The 20,967-nt window shown below is 61.3% G+C and carries 18 protein-coding genes; 10 read left to right on the top strand and 8 right to left on the bottom strand.

Annotated elements, in window-relative coordinates:
* The 6 genes from livM (at position 1) to C5J22_RS08510 (ending at position 5,279) form a co-directional block, all read left to right on the top strand.
* Positions 1-1,389 (top strand): high-affinity branched-chain amino acid ABC transporter permease LivM, encoded by a 1,389-nt coding sequence (gene livM / locus C5J22_RS08535; protein WP_046610038.1) that lies wholly within the window; start codon positions 1-3, stop codon positions 1,387-1,389.
* On the top strand, positions 1,389-2,255 hold the full coding sequence (locus tag C5J22_RS08530) for an ABC transporter ATP-binding protein (protein WP_046625208.1): 867 nt from the start codon (positions 1,389-1,391) through the stop codon (positions 2,253-2,255). Before livM ends, C5J22_RS08530 begins: the two co-directional genes overlap by 1 nt.
* On the top strand, positions 2,255-2,983 hold the full coding sequence (locus C5J22_RS08525) for an ABC transporter ATP-binding protein (protein WP_105437899.1): 729 nt from the start codon (positions 2,255-2,257) through the stop codon (positions 2,981-2,983). The genes C5J22_RS08530 and C5J22_RS08525 overlap by 1 nt, the downstream gene beginning before the upstream one ends.
* 39 nt (positions 2,984-3,022) lie before the next feature.
* Positions 3,023-3,376, top strand: a complete 354-nt coding sequence (locus C5J22_RS08520; protein ID WP_105437898.1) for a DUF6867 family protein — start codon at positions 3,023-3,025, stop codon at positions 3,374-3,376.
* A gap of 139 nt (positions 3,377-3,515) precedes the next feature.
* Positions 3,516-4,640: a branched-chain amino acid ABC transporter substrate-binding protein gene (locus C5J22_RS08515; RefSeq protein WP_105437897.1), complete on the top strand. Its 1,125-nt coding sequence runs from the start codon at positions 3,516-3,518 to the stop codon at positions 4,638-4,640.
* Positions 4,641-4,985: 345 nt separating this feature from the next.
* A complete protein-coding gene (locus C5J22_RS08510; protein WP_105437896.1) occupies positions 4,986-5,279 on the top strand; it encodes a hypothetical protein in 294 nt (97 codons plus the stop codon).
* Positions 5,280-5,368: 89 nt separating this feature from the next.
* On the opposite strand, the gene C5J22_RS08505 is transcribed toward C5J22_RS08510, so the two are convergent.
* From C5J22_RS08505 to C5J22_RS08485, 5 genes are all read right to left on the bottom strand, one after another.
* The gene (locus C5J22_RS08505; RefSeq protein WP_105414785.1) at positions 5,369-6,292 is read right to left on the bottom strand and encodes a DNA-binding response regulator; all 924 of its coding nucleotides are present in this window, start codon (positions 6,290-6,292) and stop codon (positions 5,369-5,371) included.
* On the bottom strand, positions 6,285-9,671 hold the full coding sequence (locus tag C5J22_RS08500; protein WP_105437895.1) for an ATP-binding protein: 3,387 nt from the start codon (positions 9,669-9,671) through the stop codon (positions 6,285-6,287). Before C5J22_RS08500 ends, C5J22_RS08505 begins: the two co-directional genes overlap by 8 nt.
* A gap of 121 nt (positions 9,672-9,792) precedes the next feature.
* Positions 9,793-10,524 carry an SDR family oxidoreductase gene (locus C5J22_RS08495; RefSeq protein WP_105437894.1) on the bottom strand — a complete coding sequence of 244 codons (732 nt, stop codon included), beginning with the start codon at positions 10,522-10,524 and terminating at the stop codon, positions 9,793-9,795.
* 130 nt (positions 10,525-10,654) lie between these two features.
* The gene (locus C5J22_RS08490; RefSeq protein WP_105437893.1) at positions 10,655-11,251 is read right to left on the bottom strand and encodes a LysE family translocator; all 597 of its coding nucleotides are present in this window, start codon (positions 11,249-11,251) and stop codon (positions 10,655-10,657) included.
* Between the two features lie 86 nt (positions 11,252-11,337).
* A complete protein-coding gene (locus C5J22_RS08485; RefSeq protein WP_105438121.1) occupies positions 11,338-11,775 on the bottom strand; it encodes a DUF488 family protein in 438 nt (145 codons plus the stop codon).
* 120 nt (positions 11,776-11,895) lie between these two features.
* On the opposite strand from C5J22_RS08485, the gene C5J22_RS08480 reads away from it, so the two are divergent.
* Positions 11,896-12,858, top strand: a complete 963-nt coding sequence (locus tag C5J22_RS08480; protein WP_105437892.1) for a GlxA family transcriptional regulator — start codon at positions 11,896-11,898, stop codon at positions 12,856-12,858.
* A gap of 1 nt (position 12,859) precedes the next feature.
* Here C5J22_RS08480 and C5J22_RS08475 read toward each other — a convergent pair whose 3' ends face one another.
* From C5J22_RS08475 to C5J22_RS31620, 3 genes are all read right to left on the bottom strand, one after another.
* Positions 12,860-14,521: an alpha-amylase family protein gene (locus tag C5J22_RS08475; protein ID WP_105437891.1), complete on the bottom strand. Its 1,662-nt coding sequence runs from the start codon at positions 14,519-14,521 to the stop codon at positions 12,860-12,862.
* Between the two features lie 92 nt (positions 14,522-14,613).
* Entirely contained in the window at positions 14,614-14,922 is a 309-nt protein-coding gene (locus C5J22_RS08470; protein WP_105437890.1) for a putative quinol monooxygenase, read from the bottom strand.
* A 125-nt stretch (positions 14,923-15,047) separates the two neighbouring features.
* Positions 15,048-16,355 carry a flagellin gene (locus tag C5J22_RS31620; RefSeq protein WP_245440323.1) on the bottom strand — a complete coding sequence of 436 codons (1,308 nt, stop codon included), beginning with the start codon at positions 16,353-16,355 and terminating at the stop codon, positions 15,048-15,050.
* A gap of 282 nt (positions 16,356-16,637) precedes the next feature.
* Here C5J22_RS31620 and urtA point away from each other — a divergent pair, with 282 nt between their 5' ends.
* The 3 genes from urtA to urtC all read left to right on the top strand — a co-directional run bounded on the left by urtA (position 16,638) and on the right by urtC (position 20,955).
* Complete coding sequence (gene urtA / locus C5J22_RS08460; RefSeq protein WP_046603671.1) at positions 16,638-17,927, top strand: urea ABC transporter substrate-binding protein; 1,290 nt, start codon at positions 16,638-16,640, stop codon at positions 17,925-17,927.
* A 245-nt stretch (positions 17,928-18,172) separates the two neighbouring features.
* Positions 18,173-19,789: an urea ABC transporter permease subunit UrtB gene (gene urtB, locus C5J22_RS08455; RefSeq protein ID WP_105438120.1), complete on the top strand. Its 1,617-nt coding sequence runs from the start codon at positions 18,173-18,175 to the stop codon at positions 19,787-19,789.
* Positions 19,786-20,955, top strand: coding sequence for an urea ABC transporter permease subunit UrtC (gene urtC, locus C5J22_RS08450; protein WP_105437889.1), 1,170 nt, complete (start codon positions 19,786-19,788; stop codon positions 20,953-20,955). The genes urtB and urtC overlap by 4 nt, the downstream gene beginning before the upstream one ends.
* The last annotated feature ends 12 nt before the right edge of the window (positions 20,956-20,967 follow it).

Here is a 20,967-nt window from a genome sequence, read left to right as displayed (position 1 = left end):
ATGACAGCTGCAACCGAAACCGGTCATCCGAACGTACTTGCCAAGGCGGTGCGGGAAGGCATTTTCGCCGGCGTCATCTCCTTCTTCATGTTCCTGCTGTTCGTCGGCGTCGAGACCTATCAGGACATCAACAACGCGCTCGTCTGGCGCACCCGCTGGGGTCTTCTGGCGATCTTCGTGCTGGTTGCGGCGGTCAGCCGCTTCCTCACCGTCGGGTTCATCAAGCCGCATATCGACCGTCGCAAGCTCGCCAAGGCAAAGAGCGGCGTGCTGGAAATTTCCGAGCAGAAGAACTTCTTCCACCGGCATTTCCTCAAGATCGCGCTGATCTTCCTGCTGGTCTATCCCTTCCTGTCGCTGCTTATCGTCGGTAAGCAGGGCTCGCTGAAATATGTCGACAATTTCGGCATCCAGATTCTCATCTACGTGATGCTCGCCTGGGGCCTGAACATCGTCGTTGGCCTCGCCGGACTGCTCGACCTCGGCTATGTCGCCTTCTATGCGGTCGGCGCCTATTCCTATGCGCTGCTGTCCTCCTATTTCGGCCTGTCCTTCTGGCTGCTCCTGCCGATGTCGGGCGTTCTCGCGGCACTCTGGGGGATCATCCTCGGCTTCCCGGTTCTGAGGCTGAGGGGTGACTATCTCGCCATCGTGACGCTCGCCTTCGGGGAAATCATCCGCCTGGTGCTGATCAACTGGACCGATGTGACCAAGGGAACATTCGGGATTTCGGGTATCGCCAAGGCCTCGTTCTTCGGCATCTGGTCCTTCGATACCGGCAGCGCGAACAGCTTCGTCAAGGCCTGGGGCCTGTCGGCTTCCTCGGTCTATTACAAGATCTTCCTGTTCTACATCATCCTGGCACTCTGCATGCTCACCGCCTACGTCACCATCCGGCTTCGGCGCATGCCGATCGGCCGGGCTTGGGAAGCGCTGCGCGAGGACGAGATCGCCTGCCGTTCGCTCGGCATCAACACCGTCACCACCAAGCTGACCGCCTTTGCGACCGGCGCGATGTTCGGGGGAATCGCGGGTTCCTTCTTCGCCACCCGCCAGGGTTTCGTCTCGCCGGAAAGCTTCGTCTTCCTGGAATCGGCCGTGATCCTGGCAATCGTCGTTCTCGGCGGCATGGGGTCGCTGACCGGCATCGCGATCGCCGCGGTGGTGATGGTCGGCGGTACCGAGGTGCTGCGCGAAATGTCCTTCCTCAAGGCCGTGTTCGGGCCTGACTTCACGCCTGAACTCTACCGCATGCTGCTCTTCGGCCTGGCGATGATCATCGTCATGCTGTTCAAGCCGCGCGGCTTCGTCGGATCGCGAGAACCGACGGCCTTCCTCAAGGAGCGCAGGGCGGTCTCCGGAAGCTTTACCAAGGAGGGCCACGGCTGATGGCTCTCGGAACGACGACAATGACGAACGATACGATCCTCAAGGTCGAGCACCTGTCGATGAAATTCGGCGGTCTGATGGCCATCAACGATCTCTCGCTGGAGGTACGGCGCGGCGAGATCACCGCGCTGATCGGGCCGAACGGCGCCGGCAAGACGACGGTGTTCAACTGCATCACCGGCTTCTACAAGCCGACCATGGGCATGCTCACGCTGCAGCGCAGGGACGGCAAGGAATTCCTGCTGGAACGCCTGCGCGACTTCGAGATCCCCAAGCTGGCCGGCGTCGCCCGCACGTTTCAGAACATTCGCCTGTTCTCGGGCCTGACGGTTCTCGAAAACCTGCTGGTCGCGCAGCACAATGCCCTGATGAAGGCATCGGGCTACACGATCCTCGGCCTCCTCGGTCTGCCGGCCTATAACAGGGCCGTCGATGCCTCGATCGAGAAGGCAAAATACTGGCTCGACAAGGCGGATCTGACAGATCGTGCCGACGACCCTGCCGGCGACCTTCCCTACGGTGCCCAGCGGCGGCTCGAAATCGCCCGCGCGATGTGCACCAACCCGGAACTGCTGTGCCTCGACGAACCGGCCGCCGGCCTCAACCCGCGCGAATCTGCAGCGCTCAACGCGCTGTTGCACCTGATCCGCGACGAGGGCGCTTCGATCCTGCTGATCGAGCACGACATGTCGGTGGTCATGGAGATTTCCGACCATGTCGTGGTGCTGGAATACGGCCAGAAGATATCCGACGGCTCGCCGGACCATGTGAAGAACGACCCACGAGTGATCGCCGCATATCTCGGCGTCGAGGATGACGAGGTGGAAGAGGTGATTGCGGTAGAACTCGAGGGGGGCAATCACTGATGGCGGCCGAGAACCTTCTGAAAGTCGAGGCTGTCGAGACCTACTACGGCAATATCCGTGCACTCGCAGGCGTCGATGTCGAAGTCAACAAGGGCGAGATCGTCAGCCTGATCGGCGCCAACGGCGCAGGTAAATCGACGCTGATGATGACCATCTGCGGCAGCCCGCAGGCCCGAACCGGCTCGATCATCTTCGACGGCGAGGACATCACCAAGCTGCCGACGCATCTGATCGCACGGCGCCGCATCGCCCAGTCTCCCGAAGGCCGGCGCATCTTTCCGCGCATGACCGTCTACGAGAACCTGCAGATGGGGGCCGGCCTCGACAACCTCAAATATTTCAGCGAGGACGTCGAGAAGATCTTCACGCTCTTCCCGCGCCTCAAGGAGCGCCAGAGCCAGCGCGGCGGCACGCTTTCGGGCGGCGAGCAGCAGATGCTGTCGATCGGGCGCGCGCTGATGGCGCGGCCGAAGCTGCTCTTGCTCGACGAGCCTTCGCTGGGCTTGGCGCCGCTGATCGTCAAGGGCATTTTCGAGGCGATCAAGAAGCTGAACAAGGAAGAAGGCTTGACCGTCTTCCTCGTCGAGCAGAATGCGTTCGCAGCACTGAAACTCTCCGACCGTGGCTATGTGATGGTCAACGGCAAGGTGACGATGAGCGGTTCCGGAAAAGAGCTTCTCGCCAATCCGGAAGTGCGCGCCGCTTACCTTGAAGGTGGACGGCATTGATCGTTAAGGTTGTATCAATGGCAGCCGGAGGAATTTAGGATGCAGGGACTGTTTTTCGAAAGCGACAGCGGCGTGCGGTACCTCTTGCGTTTCCTCGTGCTGATCATCGGTTTCTGGACTGCCTGGCGCTCGGGCAAGGCCGCCGCCGAGGGCTGGAACGGCTATACGACGGTGGTGGTCTATACGCTGCTACTCGGCGTGGCGATGCGTTTTCTGCACTATGCGCTGTTCCAGGGGCCATTTATCAGCCCGTTCTACTACATCATCGACGTGGCCATCCTGCTCGTCTTTTCGAGCGCCGGTTTCCGCATCCGGCGGACGCGCCAGATGGTGCAGAATTACTATTGGCTCTACGAGCCGACTTCCGCTTTCTCCTTCAAGAAGAAAGATTGACAGCCGAACTTTTCTGCCCTCAGATTAGCTCGGGTTGAAACGATAAGTAACCTAGAGTGGAACATTTCCGGCGCAGTGACGGTGGGTATTGCGCCCGGTTTCGAAAAATCAGCTCACCTAAAAAATTGGGAGTAACTCGATGAAGAAGTCTCTTCTTTCCGCGGTTGCGCTGACGGCCATGGTCGCCTTCAGCGGTAGCGCATGGGCCGACATCGTTATTGGCGTCGGCGGTCCGCTCACGGGTCCGAACGCCGCCTTCGGTGCGCAGCTCCAGAAGGGTGCCGAACAGGCCGCAGCCGATATCAATGCCGCCGGCGGCATCAACGGCGAAAAGATCAAGATCGTCCTCGGCGACGACGTATCCGATCCCAAGCAGGGCATCTCGGTTGCCAACAAGTTTGCATCCGACGGCGTCAAGTACGTGGTCGGCCACTTCAACTCCGGCGTTTCGATTCCGGCTTCCAAGGAAGTCTATGCCGAAAACGGCATGCTCGAAATCACCCCGGCTGCGACCAACCCGGTTTTCACCGAGCGTGGCCTGTGGAACGTGTTCCGTACCTGCGGTCGTGACGACCAGCAGGGCGGCGTTGCCGGCGCTTACCTCGCCGACAAGTTCAAGACCGCGAAGATCGCCATCATCGACGACAAGACGCCTTACGGCCAGGGCCTTGCCGAAGAAACCAAGAAGGCAATGAACGCCAAGGGCCTCAAGGAAGTCATCCGCGAAGGCGTCAACGTCGGCGACAAGGACTTCTCGGCTCTCATCTCCAAGATGAAGGAAGCCGGCGTTACGATCATCTACTGGGGCGGTCTCCACACCGAAGCCGGCCTGATCATCCGCCAGGCCAAGGACCAGGGTCTCAAGGCTACGCTCGTTTCGGGTGACGGTATCGTCTCCAACGAACTGGCCTCGATCGCCGGCGACGCTGTCGCAGGCACGCTCAACACCTTCGGCCCCGACCCGACGCTGAACCCGGCCAACAAGGACCTGGTTGCCAAGTTCAAGGCTGCCGGCTTCAACCCGGAAGCCTACACGCTGTATTCCTACGCAGCCGTGCAGGTCATCGCTGCCGGCATCAAGGCAACCGGCAAGGCCGACGACGCCGAAGCCGTTGCCAAGACGCTGCATGCAAAGGGTCCGTTCAAGACCGTTCTCGGCGACATTGCCTTCGACGCCAAGGGCGACCCGAAGATCCCGGGCTACATCATGTACGAATGGAAGAAGGGTCCGGACGGCAAGTACAGCTACTTCCCGCAGGGCTGAGCCGTTATCGGCAACCGTATCTTAGAAGGGAGCCCGGTCAAAAGCCGGGCTTCTTTGCGTTTGGGAGCACCTATAGGCGGCACGCCGGAGTTCCACTAAACTGGCAGCTGAATTCCGGACTTGGAAATCTCCACTATCTGGCATATCAAGGGTCAGGGCCTGTTAAATTCAGCCGAACCCGAAGGACGAGACGGGTTTCGCACCTGGACTGCGTCGGGAAGATTTGAAAATGTGCGAACATTTCCTGCTTTTTCCCTCCTAGCCAGGCACGAAATCCGTCACTTAGATTGGATGAATTCAACAGCTCCTGAGCCTGGATAGTCCAATTTGAGGAGAGGTAATGTTATGGATCTGAGTGCCATTATTGCCCAGATTATCGGCGGTGCCGTCGGCGGGACCGCGGGTGGGAAAATCCTGAAGGATACCGATCTCGGTCAGATCGGAAATATCATAGCCGGTGCGGTCGGAGGAATTGGCGGTGGTTCAATCCTCGGCTCGCTTCTTGGAGCCGGCGGCGCGGCGGCCGGAGGCGTCGATCTAGCGGCGCTCGCTGGTCAGCTCGTCGGGGGCGGTATTTCCGGGCTTGTCGTCCAGATCATCGTTGGTCTGGTCGTCAACAAGTTTTTCAAAAAAGCCTGACTGTAGCGAAGCGTCTGTCGTCGCCACGCAGAGGAGCTTGTTCGTCGCTCGAAACGGTTCGCCGGATCGTTCTCGGGCTACGCTGACTGTTACTCGCTATGCAGCACATGTGCCGCCTTGACGGCTGCCGACGCGCGGTTCTCGACGCCGAGCTTCACATAGATCTGTTCCAGATGCTTGTTCACCGTGCGGGCCGAAAGGCCGAGGATGTCGGCGATGTCGCGGTTCGACTTGCCCTTGGCGATCCACAGCAGCACTTCGGATTCCCGTTGGGTCAGGGGGAAATGCTGGCGCAGCACCTCGTCGTCCGGGCGCTTGTTGGCGGCCGTCAGGCGGAAGAGATGTTCGTCCGCGCCGATCGCGCCGAGGAAGGAGAATTGCAGGCTCGCCTGGCCGTTTTGGACGAGGGCGAAGGCGGCGTCGCGGGCAAAGCCCGGCTTGTCGCGCTCGTCCATCCAGGTGGAAATCCGGCGCGAAACGATGTCGAGCCCATCGTCGCTGTTGGTCGCTGCGTTGATCAGCCGTGTCGCCTGGGGGGTCGACCAGTGGATCGCGCCACTCGCCTTGACCGCCAGCAGATGGCGGCCGGCGGCGTCGAGCGCCACGCGAGCGCTCTGGGCCGAACGGGCATTGGAAAGGTGCACCCGGATGCGGGCGCGCAGTTCGTCGATATTGATCGGCTTGGTCAGATAATCGACGCCGCCGGAATCAAGGGCGTTGACGACGTGTTCGGTCTCGGTGAGGCCGGTCATGAAGATCACAGGCACCTGGGCGATGCCGCCATTGGTCTTCAGCTTGCGGCAGGTCTCGAAACCGTCCATGCCGGGCATCACCGCGTCGAGCAGGATGAGGTCCGGGGTAATGCGCTCGACGATATTGAGCGCCGACTGGCCGGCGGTGGCGATCAGCACCGAAAAGCCGGATTTTTCGAGCGCCTCGGTGAGGAAGCCCAGCGTTTCGGGGCTATCGTCCACGAGAAGGACGATATCGCGCGGCAGAGCAGTTTCAGCCATCACTCGTCCTTTCTGCCTCAAGGCGGCTCAGGAATTTCATATAACCGGCAAGGTCGAAGGCCTGCACGTAAGCGCCGAGTTCTTCCGTGAAGGGGCGGTGTTCCTCCTCCCGGGCGAGATCGGCGAGTTTCGCTTCGATACCGCGCACGTAGCCGATTTCACCGAGCCGCAAAAGGTCCTGGACATGGTTCGTCCCCGGACTTTTGATCGGTTTCTTCGGGCCGACGACTGCCGGAATCACCGTTTCATTTTCATAGACCCAGACGAGACCGAGATGGGCGGCGAGCTTGTCGGCGAGCCTGCGGATATCGACCGGCTTGGCGATCGCGTCGTTGTGGCCCTCGTCGCCGGAATGGGTGGCGACGCCGTCGCCGATATTAGCGGAGAGCATGACGATCGGTGCCACCTGGCCGATCTCCCGCAGCCGGGAGACGAGCTGCCAGCCGCTCATGCCAGGCATCGAAATATCGACCAGGAACAGGTCCGGCGTCACGCCCTCGATGAGGGTCAGGCAGTCCGGCCCGCTATTGGCGGTCAGCACGACGAAATCCATCGGCACCAGCACTTCGCGCATCAGGTCGCGGTGGTCTTCGTTGTCGTCGACGAGGACGATGGTGCGGCGCGGGCCGGTATAGGAGACAATCTTCTTTTCCGCCGCCGGGGCGGTGTTCGGCCGCTCGATGGCGGACAGCATCAGCCGCACCTTGAAGATCGAGCCTTCGCCCTTGGTGCTGGCGACAGCGATCTCGCCGCCGAGCGTGTTGGTGAGGAGCTGGGTGATGGTGAGGCCGAGACCGAGGCCGGGCATCGGTCTGATGCTTTCCGCCTCGCCGCGCTGGAAGGGTTCGTAGATGCGGCCGAGATCCTTTTCGGCAATGCCCCGGCCGGTATCGGAAACGGTGAAGGTGGCGACCTGGCTGCGATAGGCGACGTCGAATTTCACCATGCCCTCATCGGTGAACTTGATGGCGTTTGAGAGCAGGTTGACGAGGATCTGGCGCAGCCGCTTTTCATCGGTGCGGACATATTGCGGCAACGCCCGGGCGCGCTCGTGCTCGAATGTCAGACCCTTGGCCTGTGCCTGCAGGCCGAACATCTCGACGATCTGGTCCAAAAAATCCTGGATGTTGATCTCGTTGGAATAGACCTGCAGCCGGCCGGCCTCGATCTTGGAAATGTCGAGCAGACCGTCGATCAGGCCCGACAGATGGTCGGCGGAGCGCTTGATGACCTTGATCGCCGACTGGCGTGGTGCCGGGATCGTCTCGTCGCGCTCGAGGATCTGGGCGTAACCGAGCACGGCGTTGAGCGGCGTTCGCAGCTCATGGGAAAGGCCGACGACGTAACGGCTCTTGGCGCGGTTGGCGGATTCGGCTGTCTCCTTGGCCTCCTGCAGCGCCGCGTCGGTCTTCTTGTGGGCGGCGATTTCCTTCAGCAGCAGCGTGTTCTGGCGGGAGGATTCCTCTTCCGCCACCACCCGGCTGTCATGGGCGAGCACATAGAACCACGAGACGATGCCGGCGATGATAGCAAAGACGAAGAAGACGATCAGCACGGTTCCGACGATCACCTCGGAATTGACGGGCGTTGCCTGGCTGACCTGGTAGGCGATCATGCCGAGGATTGCGCCGATCACCGAGATCGACAGCACGGCCGTCGTCGCGTAACGCCCGAGACGGGTCATCAGGCGGGTGATGACGCTGTCCGGCAGGAAGGAGCGGGCGACGGCCCCAATCTGCGTGTTGAGCCGCGCATGCGGCTTGCACATGTCGTGGCAGCGGCTGTCGAGTGAACAGCAGAGCGAGCAGATCGGCGCGGCATAGGCGGGGCACCAGGCCATATCCTCGTGCTCGAACGGGTGCTCGCAGATGGAACAGGTGATCGAGCCGACATGTCTCCAGCTCTGGCGCGGTTTGCGGGCGAGGTAGAATTTGCCCCTGGTGGCAAAAGCGAGCGCCGGCGAGATCAGGAAGGCGACCAATGTCAGGTAGGTAGCGAGCGAGGCCATCAACGGGCCGAACAGGCCGAAATGGGCGGCGAGCGCTATCGCCGCCGAGCCGAACATCGCTCCCAAGCCCACCGGGTTGATGTCGTAGAGATGGGCGCGCTTGAACTCGATGCCTTCGGGCGACAGGCCCAGCGGCTTGTTGATCATCAGATCGGCCGAGATGGTGCAGAGCCAGGCCATGGCGACGATCGAGAAGATGCCGAGCGTCGCTTCGAGCAGCCGGTAGATGCCGAGCTCCATCAACAGCAGCGCGATCACCACGTTGAAGACCAGCCAGACGACGCGGCCGGGATGGCTGTGGGTGAGGCGGGAGAAGAAGTTCGACCAGGCGAGCGAGCCCGCATAGGCGTTCATCACGTTGATCTTCAGCTGCGAGACGACCACGAAGGCCGCCATCAGCAGTAGCGCCGCCGTATCGTTCGGGATCATGTAGCCGAAAGCCGCGAAATACATGTGCGCCGGGTCTGCCGCCTCGCGGATCGGCACGGCGGTCGAGAGCGTCAGCACTGCGAGGAACGAGCCTGCCAGGAGTTTTGGCACGCCGACCACCACCCAGCCGGGGCCGGCGAGGAAAACGGCGAACCGGTGCCGCCACTTGTTGAGGCCCTCCGGCGGCAGGAAGCGCAGGAAGTCGACCTGCTCGCCGATCTGCGGCATCAGGGCGAGGATGACCGCGGAGGCCGCGCCGAACTCGACCAGATTGAAGGGCGCCGGACCGGCGACCTCGGCGTTCGAGTGGCCGATACCGGCAAAGGCGCGCCAGAGATCGAACTTCTCCCAATCCATGAAGGCGATGAACACGAAGGGGAGGATGTTGAGCACGATCCAGAACGGCTGAGTGATCAGCTGAAAGCGGGAGATCAGCTGCACGCCGTAGATGACCAGCGGGATCACCACCACGGCGCTGATGATATAGCCGATCCACGGCGGAATGCCGAAGGCGAGATCCAGCGCGCCGGTCATGATCGAGGCCTCGATCGCAAACAGCATGAAGGTGAAGCTCGCATAGATCAGCGAGGTGATGGTCGAGCCGATGTAACCGAAGCTCGCGCCGCGGGTCAGAAGATCGATATCGACGCCGTGGCGGATCGCGTAACGGCTGATCGGCCAGCCGATCGCCAGCATGGCGATGGCGGCTGCGACGATCGCGAAAATTGCGTTGGTGGTGCCGTAGGAGAGGGTGATCGTGCCGCCGATCGCCTCCAGCGCCAGGAAGGAGATGGCGCCGATGGCGGTCTGGGAAATGCGGCTGGAGGAAAACCGGCGGGCACTCTTGGCGGTGAAACGGAGGGCGTAGTCCTCCAGCGTCTGGTTGGCGACCCAACGATTGTATTCACGCCGAACGGGAATGATGCGTTGCCGCGCTGCCATGCCTAATTTCTAGCACCTTCTGAGGGAAGACCGTCAATTGTGCACTTTCGGCTGAGGCGCGGCGTTTTGCAAGCAAAGTATGATGCGGTGCGGTAAATCCCCACCGCATCCTGGAAGCCGGTCACATGGTGCGGGTCGGGCGCACCACGATCTCGTTTGTATCCACGTCTTCAGGCTGGTCGATGACATGCAGGACAGCGCGGCCGATCGCATCGGGCGTCAGGGCGACGCTGCGATAGGTCTTCATCGCATCCGCTGCGACCGGATCGGTGATCGTGCCGGCAAGCTCGGACTCCACCACGCCCGGATAGACGCAGGTGACGCGGATCTTGTCGTTCTCCTGGCGCAGTCCGTCGGAGATTGCCCGCACCGCGTATTTGGTGGCGCAATAGACCGCCGCGGTTGGCACCACACCGAGGCCGCCGATCGACGAGATGTTGATGATCTGGCCGTACCCCTGGCCGTTCATGATCGGCAGAACCGAAGCGATGCCGTAGAGCACGCCGCGGATGTTCACGTCGATCATCCGGTCCCATTCCTCGACCTTGAGCGACGACATCAGCGACAGCGGCATCAGGCCGGCATTGTTGACGATGACGTCGATGCGGCCGAATTCGGCAAGTGCGAATTCCGCGAACGCCTGAAAGTCCTGCCGGTCGGTGACGTCGAGCCGGCGAATTCGCACGGTGCCGCCGGCCGCGGCGATCTCTTCCGCCAGGACTTCCAGCCGGTCGGTGCGGCGGGCGCCGAGCACGACCTTGGCACCGGCCGCGGCCAGAATACGCGCCGTGCCTTCGCCGATGCCGCTGCTGGCGCCGCTGATAAGAACCACCTTTTCAGTGATTTGAGTCATGTTGCTGATCCTCTGTGGCAGGCAGCGGCGGCATGCCGCTGCGAGCAAGGATCTATGCAGCGGATGTGCGGGAAAGCGGTATCAAGGTTCTCCGCAGTTCTTGCACGATCGTCCGAGCCTGCTTCTGCTGCTATTTCAGGAGCGGCCAAAGCGTTACGACCAGCAGCAATGCCATGACGATGTTGAACCATTTGAGCCGCGCCGGATCGGACAGGAACCGTCGAAGCGCCACGCCGAAGCCGGCCCAGACGGCGACGCTCGGCAGGTTGACGATGGCGACGACGAGCGTGATCAGCACCACCGACGCGAAGGGGTTTTCGGCGCTGGCATAGGCGGCCATGGCAGTCAGCGCCGCGACCCAGGCTTTGGGGTTCACCCATTGGAAGGCTGCGGATTCGAGGAAGGTGAGGGGACGGGCGGCGCTCGCGTCACCGTTAGGGACGGAGCGAGACATGGCGATCCGCCAGGCAAGATAGAGCAGGTAGGCACCGCCGGCGATCTTCAATGCCAATGCGAGCGGCGGATATGCCGTCAGCAGGGCGCCGAGGCCGAAGCCGACCGCCAGCAGAACCGATGAAAGGCCGATGGTGATGCCGAGGATCTGCGGCACGGTGCGCCGGAAGCCGAAATTGGTGCCCGAGGCAAGCAGCATCAAATTGCTCGGTCCGGGCGAAACCGAGCCGACAAGCGAGAAAAGGGCGATTGCAAGAATGGTTTCAAAGGCCATGGCAAAGGGTCTCCCGCGCAGGGAGAGGCTCCCGGCGGCGTCAGGGTGTCTGGTTGTTCAATCGAGATTCCGGCTGCGGCGAGATTCTAGAGGTGGCGGATGCCGAGCTTGCCGCCCCATTTGCCGTTCAGATAGTCGCAGACGAGCCGGCGATGGCAATGGTGCGGCTTGTCTTCCGAGCACAGCAGGCAGGAGCCATCGAACTCTTCCGCCTTGAAGTGATCTTCCACCTTGCGTTCAGCCATCAAGCCAAGGAAATCGTTCTGGAAAACATTCCAGTCGCCTTTCTCCTTCTTGAAGGCGGTCATGATCTCCTCGGTCGGCGCCAGCAGCGGTTCGTGCACATAGCCGGCGCCGCAGATCGTCTTCAGGAAGAAGGCGAGGTCCTCGGATTTGGCAAACCCCGCGAGCTGCGAGGTGTTGTGGAGGCGCACGTCCAGGACCCGCTTGACGCCGGCCGCCCTGATGCGACCGAAGAAATCCTCGGCGCTCGTCTTGGTGAAGCCGATCGTGGTGACATCCATGCTCATGTGCCTCTTCTTATCGCAACGGGCTCGGCCAGGCGACGTTTTTCAGGCCGATATTCCGCCACGTGGGCTCGGTTGCCTATTGTCAATATTGACATTGTTGATAGTGTTTTTGCCATGAAGCTACAACTCCTTGCCCTCGATCCCGTCTTTGATACCGGCCTATCGACCATGCTCGACGTTTTCACCATGGCGAACGAGCTTGCGGCCATGCTGTCGCTCGATGTGCCGGCCTTCGACGTGTCGGTGATCGGCGTGCGCAGACAAGTGAAGACGGCGCACGGGCTTGCCGTGCCGATCTCCGGAAATTTCGATCCGAAGGCCGGCGGCTGGCTGGTGGTGCCGGCGATCGCCTGCAAGATGCCGGACGTGCTGGTGCCCGCCCTCGGCCGTCCCGACATCCGCGATGCGGGGGTGGTGCTGCGCGAAGCCAAGGCGGCGGGCATGAACATCGCCGCCGCCTGTATCGGCACGTTCGTTCTGGCCGAATCCGGCCTTCTCGACGGAGAGAAATCGACGACCAGCTGGTGGCTCGCGCCGCTCTTCCGCCAGCGTTATCCCTCCGTGCAGCTCGAAGACGGCCATATGCTGGTGAAATCCGGCTCGCTGGTGACGGCGGGCGCCGCACTCGGCCATATGGACATGGCGCTCTGGCTGGTGCGGCAGGTGAGCCCGGAGCTTGCCGGCCTTGTGGCGCGCTACCTCATCGTCGACAATCGGCCGTCGCAGTCGGCTTACGTGATCACCGACCATCTTTCTCATGCCGATCCGCTGGTGCAGCGTTTCGAGCGCTGGGCACGCGGTCGTCTCAGGGAGGGGTTTTCGCTGGACGACGCGGCCGATGCGGTCGGCGCCAGCAAACGGACGCTGGCGCGGCGCATGCAGCAGGTACTCGGCAAGACGCCGCTCTCCTATTTCCAGGATCTCCGTGTCGAGCGCGCCGTGCATCTCCTGAAGACCAGCGACAAGAGCCCCAACGAAATCGCCGTGCTCATCGGTTATGCGGATGGCGTTACGCTGCGCGCATTGCTGCGGCAAAAGACTGGCCGCGGTGTGCGCGAGGTGAGGGCGGGCGGTTAGCCTAGACTTCCCTGCGGCGCAACAGGTAATCGAGGCCGCCGACTCGGAACCAGCGATAGGCATAGGCATCGAGCAGGAGCCGGTGCCGGCCGTTGGCATCCGCCTCGCTGTTGCCGCCGTCCGCGATATCGATGAGCAGATCGCCGTGTTCGCCGATACCGACCACGAACGTGACCTCGACCGGCCTCGAATGCAGGTTGTGGACGATCAGCACGGAATTGTCGCGCCAATCATAACGGAGCGCCAGGACTCCGTTGTCTCCGGTGTTGAGGGTGGTGCAAGCGCCCCAGCCGATCTCGGGCACTTCCTTGCGCATGCGGATCAGGCGTTCCGTCCAGTTCAGCAGCGAGTCGGGATCGCGTCGCTGCTCTGCGACGTTCAGATATCTGAAGCCGAGCGGCCCTGCGCTGATGACCGGCAGGACCGGCTTGTCGTTCTTGGTGAACCCGCCATGCGGCTCGGCCGACCATTGCATCGGCGTGCGGGCGCAGTTGCGCTCCGGCAGCGACAGGTCGTCGCCCATGCCGATCTCGTCGCCATAACGCAGGACCGGCGTGCCGGGCAGCGAAAACAGCAGGCTGTAGGCGAGTTCCAGGCGCCTCCGGTCGTTCTCCAGCATCGGCGCCAGCCGCCGTCGGATGCCACGGTCGTAGAGCTGCATGTTCTTGTCAGGCCCGAATACCGAAAACACTTTCTGGCGCTGTTTTTCGGTCAGGCGACCAAGATCGAGTTCATCGTGATTGCGCAGGAACATGCCCCATTGTCCCGTTTCAGGCCGATCGCTGGTATTGACGATCGCTTTCGCCAAGGGCCGGGCGTCTCCGGAGGCGAGCGCATAAAACAGGGCCTGGTTGACGTGAAAGTTGAACATCATCTGCATACGATCGCCATCATCGCCGAAATAGGCGAGGTTCTCCTTCGGCACGACATTGGCTTCGGCAAGGATGATCGAATCTCCGAGCCGCCATTGCAGGAATTCGCGAAAAACCCGGAGCATGTCGAACTGCGCCCTCGGCTTTTTCACGTCGGCGCCCTTTTCGGCGATCACGAATGGCACGGCATCCATGCGAAAACCGGAAACACCGAGCTGGATCCAGAAACCCATGATCTTGAGGATTTCCGCCTGCACATGCGGGTTGGAGGTGTTGAGATCCGGCTGGAACTCGTAGAAGCGGTGAAAGTAATATTGCCTGGCCTTTTCGTCATAGGTCCAGGTCGTCTTCTGCACGCCCGGAAACACCATTCCCTCGTTGGCATTTGCCGGCTTCTTGTCGGACCAGATATACCAGTCGCGATAGTAAGATTCCGGATTGCTTCGGGCGTCCTGGAACCAGGGGTGTTCATTGGACGTATGGTTGACCACGAGGTCTATCAGCACCCTTATGCCGCGCTGCCGGGCGCCGTGGGTGAATTCGACGAAATCGCCGAGCGTGCCGTAGCGCGGGTCGACATTATAGTAGTCGGAGACGTCGTAACCGTCGTCCCGGCCGGGCGAGGTCTGGAACGGCATCAGCCATACGGCGCTGACGCCGAGACCGGAGATATAGTCCAGCCGCCGTTGCAAGCCCTGGAAATCCCCGATCCCGTCGCCATTGGAATCCATGAAGGTCTCGACGGAGAGGCAATAGACGACGGCGTTCTTATACCAGAGGTCGTTGATCACGGGTTCGAGCTCCTCGGGTGGTTGGCGGATCCGGGGAGGCAAGCGCGTGAGGCGCAGAAATGTTCCCGAGAAGGAACGGCCTGGCCGAAGATTTACGCGGCGCGGTCTCCCCGCAGCGGGCGCCAGACTGAAATGTCGCGCGGGCTGGCGAGCAGATCCGGCAGGGCCGCGTGCCAGGCCTCGCGATAGGGGCGCTGCAACTGCACGTCCAGGACGTCCTGATGATCCTCCCAGGTCTCATAGAGCATCACGTGGTTCTCGTTGTCGGGATCGGCATGCAGCACGGCATTGTGGAACATCGGTTCGTGCCGCATGGCATCGAGCACGCCGTTCAGAAGGACCATGAAGCGGTCGCGCTGGGCTGGGAGGATATCGAAACGAATGACATAGGTAATGGGCATGGGGCTGATCCTTTCACGCTGCAAAGCTGGATCCTGGGATAGATGCCGTCGGTCGCCGGGTCGATTACCTCGGAGGTCATATATCGCACGCGCAATGCGCGCCTGCCCTCAAGGATGACGGTCTCTTACCGGAAGAGAGACAGGATGTTTTGCGCGTCCGAATTGGCGATGGAAAGCGACTGGGTCGCGAGTTGCTGCTGGACTTGCAGAGCTTTGAGCCGGCTCGACGCCTCGCTCATATTCACATCGACGAGGCGCCCGATGCCTCTGTCGAGACTGCCCGCGAGACTGTTTCCAAATGCTTCCTGCATCGCGATCCTCGACCTGAGCGAGCCAAGGTAGGCGCCGGCCGATATGACCTTCTGCTGCATCTCGTCGAGAACCAAGGTAATTGTCGGAAAATCGATGTCGGGATCGGTGACGTCGATATCGAGAATATCGATACCCTCCGGCGGCAGCGTCCGGGTGTGGACGGGCGGCTGGACGGTGATCAGCTCTGCGGCGAGAGGAATGATGGCGCGAAAGAAGATATTCGGCGTCCCGCCCTGAGCCGTCAACAAGGCGTCGGAGGGCGGCTTGTTGAGAAACGTTGCCTGCTGGAGGACTTTCGCCCAATCGGCAGCGCTTTCAATATCTCCGTCGAAGCCGTATCCTAATTCGCCTCCGAGCGCCTGGTCGACGACACTTTTGGTGATGACGAACGTATCGTTGGACGTACCCACCGAAAAGGCGACCGTGACGACGTCGAATTTCGTGATCGTGAAGGGCTGGTCGAATACCGGCCCTGGTACGTCGCCATAACCCGATGTCGAAAATCCGAGCAATCCACCGATCGTGCCGAGACCATGACCCAGATCCGGATCAGGTTCTTTCTGCAGAATTCCGCCGCCGCCATTCTTGAACAGTGCGATTTTCGACAGATCGACGTCGATGGTCCCGACGGAGACGGTTCCATCCTCGCTGCGATTGAACGATGATACGACAGACGTCTTCGCGCCTGCTTCGCTAACCTCGCCCTGCATGTCCGACCGCAGCCAGTTCTGGCCGGCGAAGCTTGCGGAGTTGGATATCGAGACGATCTGCTGCTTCAACTGCTCCAGTTCTTCCTGGATCTTGTTCTTGTCTATTCCGTCCTGCTGGGCGGAAACGACCTTGGCCATGAATGCCGCCAGGATATCGGTGGTCGCAGCGATGCCCTCATAGGCCGTCTCGACCTTTGCGGCTCCGAGGCCTAGGGCGTCCTGCACGGCCGAAAGGGCACCATTGTCCGATCGCATGGTGGTGGCGATCGACCAATAAGCGGCGTTGTCTGAAGCTTGGTCGACACGCAAGCCGGTCGCGACCTGCCGCTGCGTGCCCAACATCTGGCTGTCGAGGGAGCGAAGCATTTGGAGCGCAGAAGCAGCTCCAGCATTCGTGAGGATGCTACTCATGGGATCTACACCGAAACAACTCCCCGCCCTACATGTGCGTCGGGTCATACAATCCAAATATGGTTAATATATCAATAAATACGCTCGATACTGACCGTGCCGGCGCTGTTTGCTGAAGATGCCCGCTGGGCGTAGGATTTCTACCCTCGGCATCCTTCTTCCCCCTTCTCCCCCTCCGGTACGTCATTCGACGTATACGGTTTTGCGATGCAGCAACGGATAGTCGCTTAAGCAACGGTTAAGTTCTTCGTTGCGGACGAACGAGAAGAGGGGTTCGAACCAATGACATTCAAATCCAAACTGGGTGGCGCGCTGCTCGCTGCCGTAATGTCGACGACGGCGCTGCAGGGTGCTTTCGCCGCTGACGACACCATCAAGATCGGTGTTCTGCACTCGCTTTCGGGCACCATGGCCATCTCTGAGACCACCCTCAAGGATGTCATGCTGATGCTCATCGCCGAGCAGAACAAGAAGGGCGGCGTGCTCGGCAAGAAGCTCGAAGCCGTCGTCGTCGACCCGGCCTCCGATTGGCCGCTGTTCGCCGAAAAGGCCCGCCAGCTGATTTCCAAGGACAAGGTTGCCGCCGTTTTCGGTTGCTGGACCTCGTCTTCGCGCAAGTCGGTCCTGCCGGTCTTCGAAGAGCTGAACTCGATCCTGTTCTACCCGGTCCAGTACGAGGGTGAAGAATCCTCGCGCAACATCTTCTACACGGGTGCCGCTCCGAACCAGCAGGCGATCCCTGCCGTCGACTATCTGGCCAAGGAAGAGGGCGTCAAGCGCTGGGTTTTGGCCGGTACCGACTATGTCTATCCGCAGACGACCAACAAGATCCTCAAGGCCTATCTGATGTCGAAGGGCGTTGCCGAGTCCGACATCATGATCAACTACACGCCGTTCGGTCACTCCGACTGGCAGACGATCGTCTCCGACATCAAGAAATTCGGTTCGGCCGGCAAGAAGACCGCCGTCGTCTCGACCATCAACGGCGATGCCAACGTGCCGTTCTACAAGGAACTTGGCAACCAGGGCATCAAGGCTGAAGACATTCCCGTCGTTGCCTTCTCGGTCGGCGAAGAAGAACTTGCCGGTCTCGACACCAAGCCGCTCGTCGGCCACCTGGCCGCCTGGAACTACTTCCAGTCCGTCGATGCCGATGTGAATGCCGAATTCATCAAGGAATGGAAGGCTTTCACCAAGAACGACAAGCGCGTCACCAACGATCCGATGGAAGCCGCCTATATCGGCTTCAACGCCTGGGTAAAGGCCGTCGAAGCTGCCGGCACTACCAACACTGATGCCGTGCTGGACTCGATCATCGGCGTCTCCGTTCCGAACCTGTCGGGTGGCACGTCCACCGTCATGCCGAACCACCACATCACCAAGCCGGTGCTGATCGGTGAAATCCAGGCTGACGGCCAGTTCGACATCGTTCAGGAAACCGCACCTGTGGTCGGCGACGAGTGGTCCGATTACCTGCCGGACAGCAAGAACCTGATCTCCGATTGGCGCAAGCCGATGTCCTGCGGCAACTTCAACGTTGCTTCCGGCAAGTGCGGCGGCAAGGGCAGCTGATGGGCTAACTCCGCTGGGAGGGGGTGTTTTACCCCCTCACCAACAAAATCTACGACTTAGCTAAAGCTAAGATCGTGATTTTGTAACCTCTCCCGCAAGGGGAGAGGTAGGCCGCGGCAGCGCCGCATCTCTATCTCTCCCCTTGCGGGAGAGAAAGCGATTTCAAAATCTTAGCATAGCTAAGTTTTAGAAATCGCAAGTGAGGGGATCCGCAACGGGCAGGCCGCCGGATGAGGGACGATGTCATGACTTTGAGAATTTTATTTCGGACACTTCTTGCTTGTTTCATTCTCGTTTTCGCCGCGCCGTCGTTCGCGCAGCAGACCGATCCCAAGCCGCTGATCGACGCGCTCTCCAAGGCGGATTTCGGCGAAGCTGAAAAACTAATCGGCCAGCTCGCTGCCACCGGTGATGCGCGGCTCGTGCCGGCGCTGAATGCCTTTTCCGAGGGTGACCTCTATTTCCGCAAGTCCGATAACCTGGTGTTCATCGGTAAGGCAGCCGGCTCCAATTACGAACTGATCGATCCGGTCACCGGCGTTTCCGCCGGACAGGCCGCCAAGAACACGGTCACCAAGATCAAGATCAACAACGGCCTGCGCCGGGTCATCCGCTCGGCCATGGGTGGCCTGACGCTGATGAGCCCGGATCGCGGCGTACGGCTGCAGGCGGCCGATGCCGTGCTCCGCTCGCCGAGCCCCGAAAACCTCGAACTGATCGAAACCGCAATCTCCAAGGAAACGGACGGCGAAGTTAAAGCCCGCATGGTAGAGGCGCGCGCCGTGTCGCTGCTTTCCTCCGACCGCTCCATCGACGAAAAGCGGGCCGCGATCCAGACGATCAAGAATTATGGCGGCCGCAACGCGATCGGCATTCTGATGGGCGCATCCGCCTCGCTCGATCCGAGCCTCAAGGGCGATGTCGATGCGGCGATCGCCAGCATCGAAAGCGGCCAGAGGCTCTGGGATGTCGGCCAGAACGTCTGGTACGGCGTTTCGCTCGGCTCGGTCCTGCTTCTGGCGGCGATCGGGCTCGCGATCACCTTCGGCGTCATGGGCATCATCAACATGGCGCATGGCGAAATGGTCATGCTCGGCGCCTATTCCACCTTCGTGGTGCAGCAGGTCATCCGCGACCATGCGCCCGGCCTGTTCGACTGGTCGCTGGCGATCGCGCTTCCGGTTGCCTTCCTCGTCACCGGCGCCGTCGGCCTGGTCATCGAACGCGGCGTCATCCGCTTCCTCTACGGCCGGCCGCTCGAAACGCTGCTTGCCACCTGGGGCGTCTCGCTGATCCTGCAGCAGACGATCCGTTCGCTCTTCGGGCCTACCAACCAGGAAGTCGGCAATCCGTCCTGGATGTCCGGTTCCTTCCCGGTCGGCGGCATGACGATCACCTGGAACCGCATGTGGATCATCGCCTTCTCGCTGTCGATCTTCGTGGCGCTGCTGGTGGTGATGAAAAAATCCTCCTTCGGCCTCAACATGCGCGCCGTCACCCAGAACCGCCGCATGGCGTCATCGATGGGCATCAAGACGCCTTGGGTTGACGCTTTCACCTTCGCCCTCGGCTCCGGCATTGCCGGCATCGCCGGCGTCGCGCTCTCCCAGATCGACAACGTCTCGCCGAACCTCGGCCAGAGCTACATCATCGACAGTTTCATGGTCGTGGTGTTCGGCGGCGTCGGCAATCTCTGGGGCACGCTGGTCGGCGCACTGTCGCTCGGGGTGCTCAACAAGTTCCTCGAACCCTCGGTCGGCGCCGTGCTCGGCAAGATCCTGGTCCTGGTGCTGATCATCCTGTTCATCCAGAAACGTCCGCGCGGCCTGTTCGCGCTCAAGGGAAGGGCGGTGGAAGCATGATTTCCGGCTTTGTCTTCCGCGCCCTCGAGGGCCGCATCGTCGTAGCCGTCGGCATTCTTCTCGGCATCGGCATCCTGGTGCCGGCGCTCAACCTCTTGACCTCGCCCGATAGCGCCCTTCACATCCCGACCTATGCCATGTCGCTGTTCGGCAAGTATCTCTGCTATGCGCTGCTGGCGCTGGCGCTCGATCTCGTCTGGGGTTACTGCGGCATCCTCTCGCTCGGCCACGGTGCCTTCTTCGCGCTCGGCGGTTATGCGATGGGCATGTACCTGATGCGCCAGATCGGCCCGCGCGGCGTCTACGGCAATCCGATCCTGCCCGACTTCATGGTGTTCCTGAACTACAAGGAACTGCCGTGGTTCTGGCATGGCTTCGACTGGTTCATCTTCGCCATGGCGATGGTGATCGTGGTGCCCGGCTTGCTCGCCTTCATCTTCGGCTGGTTCGCCTTCCGCTCCCGCGTCAACGGCGTTTATCTGTCGATCATCACTCAGGCGATGACCTACGCCCTGCTGCTCGCCTTCTTCCGCAACGACATGGGGTTCGGCGGCAATAACGGCCTCACCGACTTCAAGGACATCCTCGGCTTTTCCGTCCAGGCGGACGGCACGCGGGCGGTTCTGTTCTTCATGTCGGCGCTGATGCTGTCGCTCTGCCTGATCCTCGCCTCGGCCATCGTCCGCTCGAAATTCGGCAAGGTGCTGGTCGGCGTGCGCGATGCGGAAAGCCGTGTGCGCTTCCTCGGCTTCCGGGTTGAGAACATCAAGCTCTTCACCTTCGTCGTCTCTGCCATGATGGCGGGGATCGCAGGCGCACTCTTCGTGCCGCAGGTCGGCATCATCAATCCGGGCGAATTTGCGCCCGCCAACTCGATCGAAGTCGTCGTCTGGACGGCGGTCGGCGGCCGCGGCACGCTGATCGGCCCGATCATCGGCGCCATCCTCGTCAACGGCGGCAAGAGCTTCTTCACCGGCGCCTTCCCGGAAATCTGGTTGTTTGCGCTCGGCGGCCTGTTCATCGCCGTGACGCTCTTCCTGCCGAAGGGCATCGTCGGAACGATCCAGCACGGCTTCAAAGCCCGCAAGGCGCTGAAGGCTGCGGCGGATGCGGAAAAGGGCAGGGGCGACGCTGCGGCGGTGGCCCAGGCCCAGGCGGCGGAATAGGGGCACGCAACC

Origin of the sequence: Neorhizobium sp. T25_13 (assembly GCF_002968675.1) — a bacterium.
Taxonomy (GTDB): Bacteria; Pseudomonadota; Alphaproteobacteria; order Rhizobiales; family Rhizobiaceae; genus Neorhizobium; species Neorhizobium tomejilense.
This window is presented reverse-complemented; position numbering and strand designations above follow the sequence as displayed.

Coding starts and splice junctions, on each gene's coding strand:
- C5J22_RS08530 (WP_046625208.1), top strand. CDS start 1,389: ATGGCTCTCGGAACGACGACAATGACGAACGATACGATCCTCAAGGTC.
- urtC (WP_105437889.1), top strand. CDS start 19,786: ATGATTTCCGGCTTTGTCTTCCGCGCCCTCGAGGGCCGCATCGTCGTA.
- C5J22_RS08520 (WP_105437898.1), top strand. CDS start 3,023: ATGCAGGGACTGTTTTTCGAAAGCGACAGCGGCGTGCGGTACCTCTTG.
- livM (WP_046610038.1), top strand. CDS start 1: ATGACAGCTGCAACCGAAACCGGTCATCCGAACGTACTTGCCAAGGCG.
- C5J22_RS08495 (WP_105437894.1), bottom strand. CDS start 10,524: ATGACTCAAATCACTGAAAAGGTGGTTCTTATCAGCGGCGCCAGCAGC.
- C5J22_RS08490 (WP_105437893.1), bottom strand. CDS start 11,251: ATGGCCTTTGAAACCATTCTTGCAATCGCCCTTTTCTCGCTTGTCGGC.
- C5J22_RS08470 (WP_105437890.1), bottom strand. CDS start 14,922: ATGCCCATTACCTATGTCATTCGTTTCGATATCCTCCCAGCCCAGCGC.
- C5J22_RS08510 (WP_105437896.1), top strand. CDS start 4,986: ATGGATCTGAGTGCCATTATTGCCCAGATTATCGGCGGTGCCGTCGGC.
- C5J22_RS08480 (WP_105437892.1), top strand. CDS start 11,896: ATGAAGCTACAACTCCTTGCCCTCGATCCCGTCTTTGATACCGGCCTA.
- C5J22_RS08505 (WP_105414785.1), bottom strand. CDS start 6,292: ATGGCTGAAACTGCTCTGCCGCGCGATATCGTCCTTCTCGTGGACGAT.
- C5J22_RS31620 (WP_245440323.1), bottom strand. CDS start 16,355: ATGAGTAGCATCCTCACGAATGCTGGAGCTGCTTCTGCGCTCCAAATG.
- urtB (WP_105438120.1), top strand. CDS start 18,173: ATGACTTTGAGAATTTTATTTCGGACACTTCTTGCTTGTTTCATTCTC.
- C5J22_RS08500 (WP_105437895.1), bottom strand. CDS start 9,671: ATGGCAGCGCGGCAACGCATCATTCCCGTTCGGCGTGAATACAATCGT.
- C5J22_RS08525 (WP_105437899.1), top strand. CDS start 2,255: ATGGCGGCCGAGAACCTTCTGAAAGTCGAGGCTGTCGAGACCTACTAC.
- urtA (WP_046603671.1), top strand. CDS start 16,638: ATGACATTCAAATCCAAACTGGGTGGCGCGCTGCTCGCTGCCGTAATG.
- C5J22_RS08485 (WP_105438121.1), bottom strand. CDS start 11,775: ATGGATGTCACCACGATCGGCTTCACCAAGACGAGCGCCGAGGATTTC.
- C5J22_RS08515 (WP_105437897.1), top strand. CDS start 3,516: ATGAAGAAGTCTCTTCTTTCCGCGGTTGCGCTGACGGCCATGGTCGCC.